General features: G+C 60.4%; 12 protein-coding genes. 6 read left to right on the forward strand and 6 right to left on the reverse strand.

Annotation, left to right across the window (positions count from 1 at the left end; all coding sequences use genetic code 11):
* Positions 1 to 14 precede the first annotated feature (14 nt).
* Together KW838_RS07010 and KW838_RS07015 are read left to right on the forward strand one after the other, a co-directional pair.
* Positions 15 to 638, forward strand: coding sequence for a DUF1120 domain-containing protein (locus KW838_RS07010; RefSeq protein WP_218500769.1), 624 nt, complete (start codon positions 15 to 17; stop codon positions 636 to 638).
* A 91-nt stretch (positions 639 to 729) separates the two neighbouring features.
* Positions 730 to 1,380: a DUF1120 domain-containing protein gene (locus KW838_RS07015; protein WP_218500839.1), complete on the forward strand. Its 651-nt coding sequence runs from the start codon at positions 730 to 732 to the stop codon at positions 1,378 to 1,380.
* Between the two features lie 9 nt (positions 1,381 to 1,389).
* Here the strand turns inward: KW838_RS07015 and KW838_RS07020 are convergent, their stop codons facing one another.
* From KW838_RS07020 to KW838_RS07045, 6 genes are all read right to left on the reverse strand, one after another.
* The gene (locus KW838_RS07020; protein ID WP_218500770.1) at positions 1,390 to 2,694 is read right to left on the reverse strand and encodes a CynX/NimT family MFS transporter; all 1,305 of its coding nucleotides are present in this window, start codon (positions 2,692 to 2,694) and stop codon (positions 1,390 to 1,392) included.
* The gene (locus tag KW838_RS07025) at positions 2,684 to 3,343 is read right to left on the reverse strand and encodes a FadR/GntR family transcriptional regulator (RefSeq protein ID WP_218500771.1); all 660 of its coding nucleotides are present in this window, start codon (positions 3,341 to 3,343) and stop codon (positions 2,684 to 2,686) included. Before KW838_RS07025 ends, KW838_RS07020 begins: the two co-directional genes overlap by 11 nt.
* Positions 3,344 to 3,591: 248 nt before the next feature.
* Positions 3,592 to 4,356, reverse strand: a complete 765-nt coding sequence (locus KW838_RS07030; RefSeq protein ID WP_007972685.1) for an amino acid ABC transporter ATP-binding protein — start codon at positions 4,354 to 4,356, stop codon at positions 3,592 to 3,594.
* A gap of 10 nt (positions 4,357 to 4,366) precedes the next feature.
* Positions 4,367 to 5,464, reverse strand: a complete 1,098-nt coding sequence (locus KW838_RS07035) for an amino acid ABC transporter permease (RefSeq protein WP_102698484.1) — start codon at positions 5,462 to 5,464, stop codon at positions 4,367 to 4,369.
* A 10-nt stretch (positions 5,465 to 5,474) separates the two neighbouring features.
* The gene (locus KW838_RS07040) at positions 5,475 to 6,656 is read right to left on the reverse strand and encodes an amino acid ABC transporter permease (RefSeq protein WP_218477565.1); all 1,182 of its coding nucleotides are present in this window, start codon (positions 6,654 to 6,656) and stop codon (positions 5,475 to 5,477) included.
* A gap of 65 nt (positions 6,657 to 6,721) precedes the next feature.
* Positions 6,722 to 7,753 carry an amino acid ABC transporter substrate-binding protein gene (locus KW838_RS07045; protein ID WP_102698486.1) on the reverse strand — a complete coding sequence of 344 codons (1,032 nt, stop codon included), beginning with the start codon at positions 7,751 to 7,753 and terminating at the stop codon, positions 6,722 to 6,724.
* A 469-nt stretch (positions 7,754 to 8,222) separates the two neighbouring features.
* On the opposite strand from KW838_RS07045, the gene KW838_RS07050 reads away from it, so the two are divergent.
* The 4 genes from KW838_RS07050 (at position 8,223) to KW838_RS07065 (ending at position 12,824) form a co-directional block, all read left to right on the forward strand.
* Positions 8,223 to 8,879 carry an alpha/beta hydrolase gene (locus KW838_RS07050; RefSeq protein WP_218500772.1) on the forward strand — a complete coding sequence of 219 codons (657 nt, stop codon included), beginning with the start codon at positions 8,223 to 8,225 and terminating at the stop codon, positions 8,877 to 8,879.
* Between the two features lie 110 nt (positions 8,880 to 8,989).
* Positions 8,990 to 10,480 (forward strand): ATP-dependent RNA helicase RhlB, encoded by a 1,491-nt coding sequence (gene rhlB, locus KW838_RS07055; protein WP_102698488.1) that lies wholly within the window; start codon positions 8,990 to 8,992, stop codon positions 10,478 to 10,480.
* 123 nt (positions 10,481 to 10,603) lie between these two features.
* Positions 10,604 to 11,548: an ornithine cyclodeaminase family protein gene (locus KW838_RS07060; protein ID WP_218500773.1), complete on the forward strand. Its 945-nt coding sequence runs from the start codon at positions 10,604 to 10,606 to the stop codon at positions 11,546 to 11,548.
* 148 nt (positions 11,549 to 11,696) lie between these two features.
* Positions 11,697 to 12,824 (forward strand): FAD-binding oxidoreductase, encoded by a 1,128-nt coding sequence (locus KW838_RS07065; protein ID WP_218500774.1) that lies wholly within the window; start codon positions 11,697 to 11,699, stop codon positions 12,822 to 12,824.
* Positions 12,825 to 12,908 lie beyond the last annotated feature (84 nt).

The raw sequence follows: 12,908 nt of genomic DNA on the forward strand, positions 1-12,908 counted from the left end.
AAGTGAGTAAAAAAATGAAAAAGTACTTTGCAGCACTTTCAACCACCGCACTGATCTGCGTCGCACCGCATGCCCTTGCGGCGTCGAATACTCCCCTGACAGTCACAGGCAGCATCACACCGGCCGCGTGTGATATCAACTTGAGTAGTGGGGGGATTGTCGACATCGGCAAGAGATCGGTGAATGACCTTCATCCCACCAACAACACCTTGCTGAATAAGACTGATATGCAACTGACCATGACGTGCAGTGAATCGATGCTATTCATGCTGAACCCAATCGATCACAGGCCAAATACTGCAGCTGGGCTAGGCGATTACTTTGGAGTGGGATTGACCCCTGACGACGAAAAACTCGGCTTCTTTGATATAACGATCAAAGAATCCACGGCAGATACAACCAAAGTACAGGCGATTGGCTCTTCTGATGGCGGGACAACCTGGGTCAAACAAGACCGCATCATGAAAGACAAACAGTCATCGGTTGCCGCTCTGAGTGATCACGCCACGCGGATTGCAGTCCAGGATCTCACCATGGACCTGGAAATCCACACCTACATTGCCGGTACCAACTACCTGACCTTAGACAACGAAGTCCCTATCGACGGCCTCGCAACGATTGAGGTTTGGTACCAGTAAAGACATGACGCTGAACCGCTCGTAGCGTCAGCGAACGTGAGCGGTTCAGCGCCTGCAAGGACAACCCACTCAAATGAATGAGCATCCATGGATGAAAAATCACTTCGCAGCACTCTCGCTCACCGGGTTGATTGGCCTGGTGCCTCATGCCCTCGCCGCGTCGGCCGATGAATTGACCGTCAAAGGCCTCATCACCCCAGTGGCCTGCACACCCAGCCTGTCCAACAGCGGCCTCGTGGAATTCGGAAAAATCCCCCGGCGGGATCTGAATGTCGATAAGCGCACGCGGCTGCGTGACCAGACACTCGACTTCAGCATCCAGTGCACGGCCCCCCGCGCCTTCGCCCTGCGAATGCGTGACGACCGCGAGGGCTCGGCCATCGTCAACAGTCAGATTTATTACGGCCTGAACTACGACGGCAGCGGCAACAAAATCGGCTTGTACTCATTGAATTTCAATCCTGAAAATACGGTCGTGGACGACCTGTCGCAGGTCTTTCGCACCGATTCGACCACCGGTGGCGTGGCCTGGAGTACATCGAACAACCGCCCCATACCCATTGCTGCCAGGAGCTATCTGGGCTTCACCGACAGAGCAGGAAGCACCGCCGGCCCGATCGCCATCCGCCATCTGACAAGCCGGGTCATCGTCGAAACCGTTATCGCGCCAACCTCCGAGCTGGACCTGAGCACCGATGTACAAATCGATGGCTCGGCGACGCTGGAGATTGTCTACCTGTAGCGCCGTACCTCAGACTTTCTCGCTTTGTACTTGAACGTACAGCGAACGGCCGGCACCCAGGCCGGCGAGTATCGCACCCAGGCCGATGACGCCGAAGATCCAGCCCACTGCCGTCCAGCCACCGGTCCAGTCATGCACGAGACCGACCGCGAACGGCCCCATGGACGCCAGGGTGTAACCGAAGCCCTGTGCCATGCTCGACAGGTTCGCCGCGACGTGGGAGTCCCGCGAGCGCAGCACGATCAGGGTCAGGGCCAGGCTGAACGTGGCGCCCTGTCCCAACCCCAGCACGATCGCCCAGCCCCACAAGCCTTCGATCGGCGCATACAGGCAACCGAACAGGCCGCCGAGGGTCAGGACCATCACGATCACGATCGCCAGGCGCTGGTCCTTGCCGCGAGTCGCCAGCCAGGGTGCCGCGAGGGAGCTGACCAGTTGCACGATCACCGAACCCGACAGCACCAGCCCGGCCTGGGTCGGGGTCAGGCCGCGACCGATCAGGATCGACGGCAACCAGCCGAACACGATGTAGGCCAGGGACGATTGCAGGCCCATGTACAAGGTCACCTGCCAGGCCAGCGGATCGCGCAGCAAGCCTCGAACGCGGTAGGCAACGTTGTGTGCGCCGTGTTTCTGGCCGACTTGCGGTAGCCAGAACAGCGCCGCCGCCAATGCCGGAATAACCCAGAAGCCGAGGCCCAGCGCCCAGCTCTTGTCGAAGTGCTCACTCAGCGGCACGGTCGCACCCGCCGCCATCGCCGCGCCCAGGCACAGGGCCATGGTGTAGACGCCGGTCATGGTCCCGGCCTGTTTCGGGAAATCGCGCTTGACGATGCCTGGCAGCAACACACCGATCACGCCGATGCTGGCACCGGCCAGCACACTGCCGGCAAACAAGCCGATCCCACCGAATGAACTGCGCAGGATGATCCCGCCAGCCAGGGTCAGAAGAATGCCCAGCACCACCCGCTCAGCCCCAAAACGTCTGGCCAGCAGCGGTGCCAGCGGCGCAAACAGGCCAAGGCAAAGCACCGGCAACGTGGTCAGCAATCCAGCCGCAGACGCCGACAGGCCGAGGGACTTCGAGACCTCGCTGAGCATCGGCGCCATGCTCGACAGCGCCGGGCGCAGGTTCAGCGCCACCAGAATCAGGCCCAGCAGCAACAGCCACGGCCGGCGCAGAACCGGGTGGGTTTGCTGGACTTGTTCGTCATCGGCCTCGGCGTCGATCAGCAGTTCTTCCAGCTCTGCCGAACGTTTTGCGGCTGTGGATAAATCACCGCGCGGTATCGACTTCTCGGTTTCAAGGTTCATTGATCAACTGCCTCGACAGGGATTTGGCCCGCTCCGGGTCGCGTTGTTCGACGGCATCGAGCAATTCGATATGCAGGTCGAACACTTCCTGGCGGCGCGGGACGATGCTCAGGGTCTGGCGCAACTGCGCGCCGACGACGCTGGAGAAATAGCGATACAACTCGCTGAGGGTCGGGTTGTGCGCGGCGTCCACCAGGCGGCGGTGGAACACCAGATCGCAGGCGATGTAGGTGTCGAGATCGCCGTGGTAGTGACTGCCGCTGACACCCAGCGCCTCGCGCAATGCCACCAGGTCTTCATCGGTGCGGCGCATGGCTGCCAGGCCGATGGCCTCGACCTCAAGGATGTGTCGGGTTTCCCGGGCCTGCTCAAGGGAGCAACGGGACAACGCCTTCAGGGTATCGAGCGGATCGACCACCGCCCGCAGGTAACTGCCGTCACCCTGGCGGATTTCGATCAACCCGGAAAACGCCAACACGCGCATGGCTTCGCGCACGGTGTTGCGACTGATGCCCAGTTCCGCCGACAACTCGGGCTCGGTGGGCAAACGCTGGCCAACGACCCAGATGCCCTGGTTGATACGCAGGCGCAGTTGATCCAGGGCCTGATCGACCAGGGATCGTTTTACCAACGGAGAGATTTCTGACATGGAATTCGCCCTCTCATCCAATCATAGGATGAATTTTTCTGACATGTTAGTCAGCTTCAGCGACCCACACAACCCCTGTAGGAGCTGCCGAAGGCTCGGGCCGCGTTCGGACGATCTTTTGACCTTGTCTTTAAAAAACAAAATCAAAAGATCGCAGCCTTCGGCAGCTCCTACAGGGATGGGCACAAAATCGCAGGCAAAAATAAACCCGGAACTCAGTCCGGGTTTATTTCAGTGCCTGGGTTCGATCAATGCAGGATCTGGCTCAGGAACAGCTTGGTGCGATCATTCTGTGGGTGATCGAAGAAGTCGTTCGGCGCGGCCTGTTCGACGATTTCGCCCTTGTCCATGAAGATCACGCGGTTGGCCACGGTGCGGGCGAAGCCCATTTCGTGGGTCACGCAGAGCATGGTCATGCCGTCTTCGGCCAGGCCGATCATGGTATCCAGTACCTCTTTCACCATCTCCGGGTCGAGCGCCGACGTCGGCTCGTCGAACAGCATGATTTTCGGCTTCATGCACAGCGCGCGGGCGATCGCCACACGCTGTTGCTGACCGCCGGACAACTGCCCCGGGTATTTATGCGCCTGCTCCGGAATGCGTACGCGTTCCAGGTAGTGCATGGCGATTTCCTCGGCCTTGCGCTTGGGCATCTTGCGCACCCACATCGGCGCCAACGTGCAGTTCTGCAGGATGGTCAGGTGCGGGAACAGGTTGAAATGCTGGAACACCATGCCGACTTCGCGGCGGATCGCTTCGATCTGCTTGAGGTCGTTGGTCAGTTCCACGCCATCGACCACGATGCGGCCCTGCTGGTGTTCTTCCAGACGGTTGAGGCAGCGGATGGTGGTGGACTTGCCGGAACCCGACGGGCCGCACAACACGATACGCTCGCCCTGCTTGACGTTGAGGTTGATGTCTTTCAACACGTGGAACTGGCCGTACCACTTGTTCACGCCCTGCATCTGAATAATGCCTTCAGGGCTCACAGGCTTTTTATTTGCTTCGCTCATAAAAGAACTCCTAACGCTTGTGGCCTGTGTCGAGCTTGCGTTCCAGATGCATGGAATAGCGCGACATACCAAAACAGAAAATCCAGAACACCAGGGCGGCGAACACATAGCCTTCGGTGGCCATGCCCAGCCATTTCGGATCGGCCGCGGCTTGCTTGACGCTGTTGAGCAGGTCGAACAGGCCGATGATGATCACCAGGCTAGTGTCCTTGAACAGCGCAATGAAGGTGTTGACGATGCCGGGGATCACCAGCTTCAGGGCTTGCGGCAGAATCACCAGGCCCATGCTGCGCCAGTAGCCCAGCCCCATCGCCGCAGCCGCTTCGTACTGCCCCTTGGGAATCGCTTGCAGACCACCGCGCACCACCTCGGCCACGTAGGCCGACTGGAACAGGATCACGCCGATCAGGGCCCGCAGCAGCTTGTCGAAGTTCATGCCTTCAGGCAGGAAAAGCGGCAGCATCACCGAGGACATGAACAGCACCGTGATCAGCGGCACGCCGCGCCAGAATTCGATAAAGGTCACGCAGACCACCCGAATCGCCGGCATGTTCGAACGACGCCCCAGGGCCAGGACAATCCCCAGCGGCAGCGCACCGGCGATGCCGACGGTGGCGATCACCAGTGTCAGCATCAGGCCGCCCCACTGGCTGGTCGCCACGGCGTCCAGACCCAATACGCCGCCATGCAGCAGGCACCAGGCAATGATCGGGTACAGCACCAGGAAGCTCAGCCCGTACACCGCCTTATGGTGAAAGCGCGAGATGAACAACGGCGCCACGCCAACGATCGCCAGCCACACCGTCAGGTCCACGCGCCAGCGCAGTACCGGCGGATAGTAGCCGTACATGAATTGACCGAAGCGCTGCTGGATGAACACCCAGCAGGCGCCCTCCTTGGTGCAGTCGGCCTGGCTGGTGCCGACCCAGTTGGCATCGAGGATCGCCCACTGCAGGATCGGCGGGACAACCAGGTAAATCAGATAGAACGCAAACAGGGTCAGCAGGGTGTTGAGCCAGCTGGAGAACATGTTCGCGCGCATCCACGCCACCGCACCGATGCTGCTGCTCGGTGGGGGCATGTCAGGTTTGAAAGTATGAGTGCTCATGCGCTTTTCCTTACCGCTCGATCAGCGCAATGCGCTTGTTGTACCAGTTCATCAGCAGGGAAATGCTGATACTGATCGCCAGGTACACGCTCATGGTGATCGCAATCACCTCGATCGCCTGGCCGGTCTGGTTCAGCACCGTTCCTGCGAACAGCGAGACCATTTCCGGATAACCGATACCGGCCGCCAGCGAGGAGTTCTTCGCCAGGTTCAGGTATTGGCTGGTCAGCGGTGGAATGATCACGCGCAGGGCTTGCGGGATGATCACCTTGCGCAGGGTCGGGCCGTTGCGCAGGCCGAGGGAATGCGCCGCTTCGGTCTGGCCGTGGCTAACCGACTTGATGCCCGAGCGCACGATCTCGGCGATGAACGCCGCGGTGTACACCGTCAGCGCCAGGGTCAAGGCCAGCAGTTCAGGGATCAGTACCCAGCCACCGACGAAATTGAAGCCTTGCAGCTTCGGCATTTCCCAGTGCACCGGTGCGCCGAAAACCAGCGCGCACAGCGCAGGGATGACCAGGAACAGCGCCAGGCCAACCCAGAACTTGTGGAATGGCACACCGGTGGCCTCAAAGCGTTTGGTGGCCCAGCGGCTCATCAGCACGATGGCGACGATGGCCACGACAACGCTGATCACAAACGGCCAGAAACCGTCCGCCATCAACGCCGCCGGCATGTTCAGGCCACGGCTGCTGACAAAGAAGGTATCGCCGAAGTTGTGGCTGTTGCGCGGCCCAGGCATGGTCAGGAACACCGCGAAGTACCAGAACAGGATCTGCAGCAGCGGCGGAATGTTACGGAAGACTTCCACATACACCGTCGCCACTTTGGCGATGATCCAGTTCTTCGACAGCCGCGCCACACCCACGATGAAACCCAGGATCGTCGCCAGGATCACGCCGATGAAAGTCACCAGCAGCGTGTTGAGCAGGCCGATGACAAACACCCGGGCGTATGTGTCCGCTTCGGTGTAGTCGATCAGGTGTTGAGCGATGCCGAAACCGGCACTGCGCTCCAGAAAGTCGAAACCGGAGGTAATGCCCCGGTGCTGCAGGTTGGTCTGGGTGTTATCGAACAGATACCAGCCCAGCGAGACCACCCCGATAACCGTGATGATCTGGAATACCCACGCGCGCACTCGTGGATCGCTGAGGCTGAGCCTCTGCTTTGGTGCGCCGATTGAATTTTGCATGAAGTGCCCCGGAAATAATGGAACAGAACATCACCCGGTGGTTGGCCCACCGGGTGATAGAACCATCAGCGCACTGGTGGTGCGTATTGAATGCCGCCAGCGTTCCACAGAGCGTTCAGCCCGCGGTCGATTTCCAGCGGTGTGCTCTTGCCGAGGTTTTTCTCGAACACTTCGCCGTAGTTACCCACTTGCTTGACGATCTGCACGACCCAGTCTTTCTTCACTTTCAGGTCTTTGCCGTATTCACCGTCGGTACCCAGCAGACGGGCAACGTCAGGGTTCTTGGTGCCCTTGGCTTCGGCTTCGACGTTCTTCGAAGTGATGCCGGCTTCTTCGGCGTTGAGCATGGCGTAGCCAGTCCAGCGCACGATGGCCAGCCACTCGTCGTCGCCATTACGCACGACCGGGCCCAGAGGTTCCTTGGAAATGGTTTCCGGCAGAACCACGTAGTCCTTCGGCGAAGCCAGCTTGCTGCGCTGGGCGAACAGCTGGGATTTGTCGGAGGTCAGTACGTCGCAACGACCGGATTCCAGCGACTTGGCGCTTTCGTCGGAGGTGTCGAAGGTGATCGGGGTGTATTTCAGGCCGTTGCCGCGGAAGTAGTCGGAAACGTTCAGCTCGGTAGTGGTACCGGCCTGGATGCAGATGGTTGCACCGTCCAGCTCTTTAGCGCTTTTCACGCCCAGCTTGTTGTTTACCAGGAAGCCGATGCCGTCGTAGTAAGTGATGAAGCCCGGGAATTTCAGGCCCATGCCCGCATCACGGGAGCTGGTCATGGTGGTGTTGCGCGACAGAATGTCGATTTCGCCGGACTGCAGCGCGGTGAAGCGCTCCTTGGCGTTCAACTGGCTGAACTTGACCTTGGTCGCGTCGCCGAAGACAGCCGCCGCCACTGCACGGCAGTAGTCAGCATCGATACCGACGATCTTGCCGGTGGAGTCCGGAACCGAGAAGCCTGGCAGGCCATCGCTGACGCCACACTGCACGAAACCTTTCTTCATCACTGCATCCAGGGTTGCGCCCGCCTGGGCAAACCCGCTGACACCGAGCGCTGCGGCTGCAGTCACGATAGCCAGGGTGGATTTCAACATCTTCATTCAAACCTCCAGTTTTGCTCTTGTTGTGTCGGAGCGTGAGTCCTGTCGCACCCTTTTGAGGCGTAGTCGACCCGTGTTGGCTTGTTTTTGGGTCAACCGACGTAAGACGTTAGCTATGAGTCTAGTAGGAGAAAAATCCACATCATGGAAAACTCGCTCTCACCAGTCGGCCGAACGGGCTGTAGCCCTTTCACGTTCGCGAAGCCCCGTATCGGCCTTTGGCGAACATCCATCACCGGATTCTTTTCAATCCCACTAACAACCTTGGCCTGATAGTGTTACCGACAGGCGTAGGATTTTTCATACCGAGTTCGCCATAGCAAAGCCCGTACCACACCGCTCGCCGAAGCGGTTCAGCTGCAGGTCAATAGCAAAACTTGTAACCTTGCGACATCTTCGTAACTGATCAACCAGACACGCACTCAGCCCTCGCACTCAATGAGAGCGCACGCACACTTTTGGAGCAGCCATGACCAACCCCTTGATTCTTGAACCCGTCAAGACCGCAGACGCCTGCGTTATCTGGCTGCACGGCCTGGGTGCCGATCGCTACGACTTCCTGCCAGTGGCCGAAGCCCTGCAGGAATCCCTGTTGAGCACCCGCTTTGTTTTGCCCCAGGCGCCGAGCCGTGCCGTCACCATCAACGGCGGATACGAGATGCCGAGCTGGTACGACATATTGGCCATGAGTCCCGCGCGCGCGATCAACCGCGAGCAACTGGAAGCGTCTGCCAACTGGATCATCGAACTGATCGAATCGCAGAAGGCCAGCGGAATAGACGCCTCGCGGATTTTTCTGGCCGGTTTTTCCCAGGGCGGTGCCGTGGTGTTCCACACCGCGTTTCTGAAGTGGCAGGGACCGCTGGGTGGCGTCGTTGCCCTTTCTACTTATGCACCGACCTTCAGCGACGAACTGCAACTGTCCGCCAGCCAGCAGCGTATTCCGGTACTGTCGATGCACGGCCAATACGACGATGTGGTGCAGAACTCGATGGGACGCAGCGCCTACGAGCACTTGAAGCATCGTGGTGTCACCGTGACATGGCAGGAATACCCAATGGGCCACGAAGTGTTACCCGAGGAAATTCGCGACATCGGCACCTGGCTCACCGAGCGCTTGCGTTAACCCTTGAGGTTCCTTTCTTTGTTTAAAAGGCCCCTTTGATCCATCCCACTACGCCGCGCCCGATTCTTGCATTACACTGGCCGGCGTACATTCCTTAACCAATTGATGAGATGACCGTGCTCAAAGCACTCAAGAAAATGTTCGGTAAAAGCGAGACTGAGCAACTCGCGCCAGTCCCCAGCGCTCCGTCTCACGCTCCCAGCCACCGCACCGACGGTAATCAGTCTGAACGGGCCGCCACCACGGCGGCACCCAAGCATGAGCCGAAGCCCGCGCCCGCTGCCCAGCCTGTGGCGATAGCAGCCCCGGAACAGCCGCTCAGCGAAATACCGAAACCCGCCAAACCGCGCCGCGAACCCAAGCCCAAGGCGCCGGTCATCCCATGGAAACTCGAAGACTTCGTTGTCGAGCCCCAGGAAGGCAAAACCCGCTTCCACGATTTCAAGCTGGCCCCTGAACTGATGCACGCCATCCAGGACCTGGGCTTCCCGTATTGCACACCGATCCAGGCACAGGTGCTGGGCTTCACCCTCGCCGGCAAAGACGCCATCGGTCGCGCCCAGACCGGTACCGGCAAAACCGCTGCGTTCCTGATCTCGATCATCACCCAGTTGCTGCAAACCCCACCGCCGAAAGAGCGCTACATGGGTGAGCCACGGGCGCTGATCATCGCGCCGACCCGCGAACTGGTGGTGCAGATCGCCAAGGACGCCGCCGACCTGACCAAGTACACCGGCCTCAACGTCATGACCTTCGTCGGCGGCATGGACTTCGACAAGCAGCTCAAGCACCTCGAAGCCCGCCACTGCGACATCCTGGTGGCCACGCCAGGCCGCCTGCTGGACTTCAACCAGCGCGGCGACGTGCACCTGGACATGGTCGAAGTGATGGTGCTGGACGAAGCCGACCGCATGCTCGACATGGGCTTCATCCCGCAAGTGCGCCAGATCATTCGCCAGACGCCGCCGAAGGCCGAGCGCCAGACGCTGCTGTTCTCCGCGACCTTCACCGAAGACGTGATGAACCTGGCCAAGCAATGGACCACCGACCCTGCCATCGTCGAAATCGAAGTCACCAACGTGGCCAACGAAAACGTCGAGCAGCACATCTACGCCGTGGCCGCTGCCGACAAGTACAAACTGCTCTACAACCTGGTCAACGACAATGGCTGGGAGCGCGTGATCGTGTTCGCCAACCGCAAGGATGAAGTGCGGCGCATCGAAGAACGCCTGGTGCGCGACGGCATCAACGCCGCGCAACTGTCCGGCGACGTGCCGCAGCACAAGCGCATCAAGACCCTCGAAGGCTTCCGCGAAGGCAAGATCCGCGTCCTGGTCGCCACCGACGTGGCCGGTCGCGGTATCCACATCGACGGCATCAGCCACGTGATCAACTTCACCCTGCCGGAAGTGCCGGACGACTACGTGCACCGCATCGGACGAACCGGTCGTGCTGGCGCCGACGGTGTGTCCATCAGCTTTGCCGGTGAAGACGACTCCTACCAGTTACCGTCCATCGAGGAAAAACTGGGGCGCAAGATCAGCTGTGAAACACCACCGACGCATCTGTTGCGGGCGGTTGAGCGCAAGCGTCCACACTAAACGACGCTGAAAAGACAAGCGCAGCCGGAAACGGACTGCGCTTTTTTTTCGCCCGGATATTGTGAGATACAACTAAAAGTCCATAATAGACAAATTAGTTTACTTTCAGTCCCGGAGCCGACCATGTCCAATACGCCCCAAGTGATCAACCAACACCAGGCTCGCGAGTGGCTGGCGCAGGTCGACGTGCCGCAGATCCTGCGCAAAATGTTCCGTGACCTGGCGGCCGGGCAAGCCGTGCAACCGGCACAACAACTGGTGGAATTTCCCCAGGGCGCCGGCGACTTCATCAACTACCTGGGGGTGTTGGCCGAAGACGGCGTGTACGGCATCAAGACTTCACCGTACATCGTCCGTGAGCAGGGACCCTTGGTGACCGCGTGGACTGTGCTGATGTCGATGCAGACCGGCCAGCCGCTGTTGCTGTGCGACGCGGGTGAACTGACCACCGCACGCACCGCCGCGACCACCGCCGTGGCGGTCGATGCCCTCGCACCACTGACTGCCAATCGCCTGGCCATCATCGGCAGCGGCAAAGTGGCCCAGGCACACCTGCATTACGTGAAAGACCTGCGCGACTGGCAGAGCATCAGCCTGTACGCGCCGAACCTGAGCGAGGATGCTCAAACCGTGAGCCTGCTGAAAAACATCGAGCCACGCCTGAACATCGTCGAGAGTCGCGAAGCTGCCGTGCAGGACGCCGACGTGATCATGCTCTGCACCTCATCCGCAGGTCCGGTGATCGATCCGTCGAGCTTGCGCAAACCGGCGCTGATCACCTCCATCAGCACCAACGCCCCGCGTGCCCACGAAGTGCCGCCGCAAAGCCTCAATGACATGCAGGTGTTCTGCGACTATCGCCTGACCACTCCGGGCGCGGCCGGTGAAATGCTGATCGCCGGCGAACAATACGGCTGGGACAAGAGCGCGATTGTCGGCGACCTGCCGGACCTGCTCAGCGATAAAGTCCAGCGCCCCGGTTACGATCGGCATGTGTTTTTCCGCTCCATCGGCCTGGGCCTGGAAGACATTGCGCTGGCCAATGCGATCTACCGCCTCACGCACTAACACCAACAGTCACCTGTGGGAGCGAGCTTGCTCGCGATAGCTATCTGTCATTCAGAAGTGATGTTGACTGATACACCGCCATCGCGAGCAAGCTCGCTCCCACAAAGGCACCGACTTCATTGGCATTGGCGCTCTAAAGGAGACATTCATGAGCCAGGCAGATTTCATCATCATCGGCGGCGGTATCGCCGGCGCTTCCACCGGTTTCTGGCTGTCGCAGCATGGCCGTGTGATCGTACTCGAACGCGAATCCCATCCGGCCTACCATTCCACCGGACGTTCGGCGGCGCTGTACACCGCCGCCTACGGCACCCCGCAGGTTCGCGCACTGACCCTGGCCAGCCGGGACTTTTTCGACAATCCGCCCAGCGGCTTCTGTGAACACCCGCTGCTGACGCCACGGGGCGAAATGACCGTGGATTTCACCGGCGACCCCCACGAACTGAACAGGCAATACCAGAGCGCGAAAGCCACGGTGCCGGAGATGCAATTGCTCAGCACCGACGAGGCCTGCGCGCTCGTGCCCATCCTGCGCCGGGAAAAAGTCCACGGCGCGATCTACGATCCGACCGCCACCGACATCGACACCGATGCCCTGCATCAGGGATACCTGCGCGGCATCCGCCGCAATCAGGGCGAAGTCCACACCGACGCCGAAGTCGTCAGCCTGAGCCGCGATGACCAGGGTACATGGCACGTCCAGGCCGGCACTCAGACGTTCAGCGCCCCGGTCATCATCAACGCCGCCGGCGCCTGGGCCGACAAGATCGGCGAACTGGCTGGCGCCAAGCCGTTGGGCCTGCAACCGAAACGCCGTGCCGCGTTCATCTTCGCCGGTCCGGAGGGCGTGGACATCCATCATTGGCCGATGCTGGTCAGCCTCGACGAATCCTTCTACATGAAACCCGACGCCGGGATGTTCCTCGGTTCGCCGGCCAACGCCGACCCGGTGGAGCCCCATGACGTACAGCCCGAAGAGCTGGACATCGCCATGGGCATCTACCAGATCGAAGAAGCCACGACCCTGACCATTCGCCGCCCGACCCGCACCTGGGCCGGCCTGCGCAGCTTCGTCAGCGACGGCGATTTGCTGTCCGGCTTCGATCCACAGGTGCCAGGGCTGTTCTGGGTCGCGGCGCAAGGCGGATATGGCATCCAGACTTCGCCGGCCATGGGCCAGGCCAGTGCGGCACTGGTGCGCGGTGCAGCGTTGCCCGAGTCGCTCGGCCGTTTCGGCCTGAATGCCGACATGCTCTCCCCTGCCCGCCTCGGCTGAGCCTGTTCCTCAGGTGACGTGCCCCCACGATTACGGCACACTTTCAGCGCCCCTTTGATGGGGCGCTGACGCTGCCTGGAGTTC

Origin of the sequence: Pseudomonas sp. PDM27 (assembly GCF_019219205.1) — a bacterium.
Taxonomy (GTDB): Bacteria; Pseudomonadota; Gammaproteobacteria; order Pseudomonadales; family Pseudomonadaceae; genus Aquipseudomonas; species Aquipseudomonas laurylsulfatiphila.

Excerpts from the sequence above, each read along its gene's own strand:
- KW838_RS07025 (WP_218500771.1), bottom strand. The coding sequence starts at position 3,343 with ATGTCAGAAATCTCTCCGTTGGTAAAACGATCCCTGGTCGATCAGGCC.
- KW838_RS07045 (WP_102698486.1), bottom strand. The coding sequence starts at position 7,753 with ATGAAGATGTTGAAATCCACCCTGGCTATCGTGACTGCAGCCGCAGCG.
- KW838_RS07065 (WP_218500774.1), top strand. The coding sequence starts at position 11,697 with ATGAGCCAGGCAGATTTCATCATCATCGGCGGCGGTATCGCCGGCGCT.
- KW838_RS07060 (WP_218500773.1), top strand. The coding sequence starts at position 10,604 with ATGTCCAATACGCCCCAAGTGATCAACCAACACCAGGCTCGCGAGTGG.
- rhlB (WP_102698488.1), top strand. The coding sequence starts at position 8,990 with ATGACCGTGCTCAAAGCACTCAAGAAAATGTTCGGTAAAAGCGAGACT.
- KW838_RS07050 (WP_218500772.1), top strand. The coding sequence starts at position 8,223 with ATGACCAACCCCTTGATTCTTGAACCCGTCAAGACCGCAGACGCCTGC.
- KW838_RS07020 (WP_218500770.1), bottom strand. The coding sequence starts at position 2,694 with ATGAACCTTGAAACCGAGAAGTCGATACCGCGCGGTGATTTATCCACA.
- KW838_RS07015 (WP_218500839.1), top strand. The coding sequence starts at position 730 with ATGAAAAATCACTTCGCAGCACTCTCGCTCACCGGGTTGATTGGCCTG.
- KW838_RS07030 (WP_007972685.1), bottom strand. The coding sequence starts at position 4,356 with ATGAGCGAAGCAAATAAAAAGCCTGTGAGCCCTGAAGGCATTATTCAG.
- KW838_RS07040 (WP_218477565.1), bottom strand. The coding sequence starts at position 6,656 with ATGCAAAATTCAATCGGCGCACCAAAGCAGAGGCTCAGCCTCAGCGAT.
- KW838_RS07010 (WP_218500769.1), top strand. The coding sequence starts at position 15 with ATGAAAAAGTACTTTGCAGCACTTTCAACCACCGCACTGATCTGCGTC.
- KW838_RS07035 (WP_102698484.1), bottom strand. The coding sequence starts at position 5,464 with ATGAGCACTCATACTTTCAAACCTGACATGCCCCCACCGAGCAGCAGC.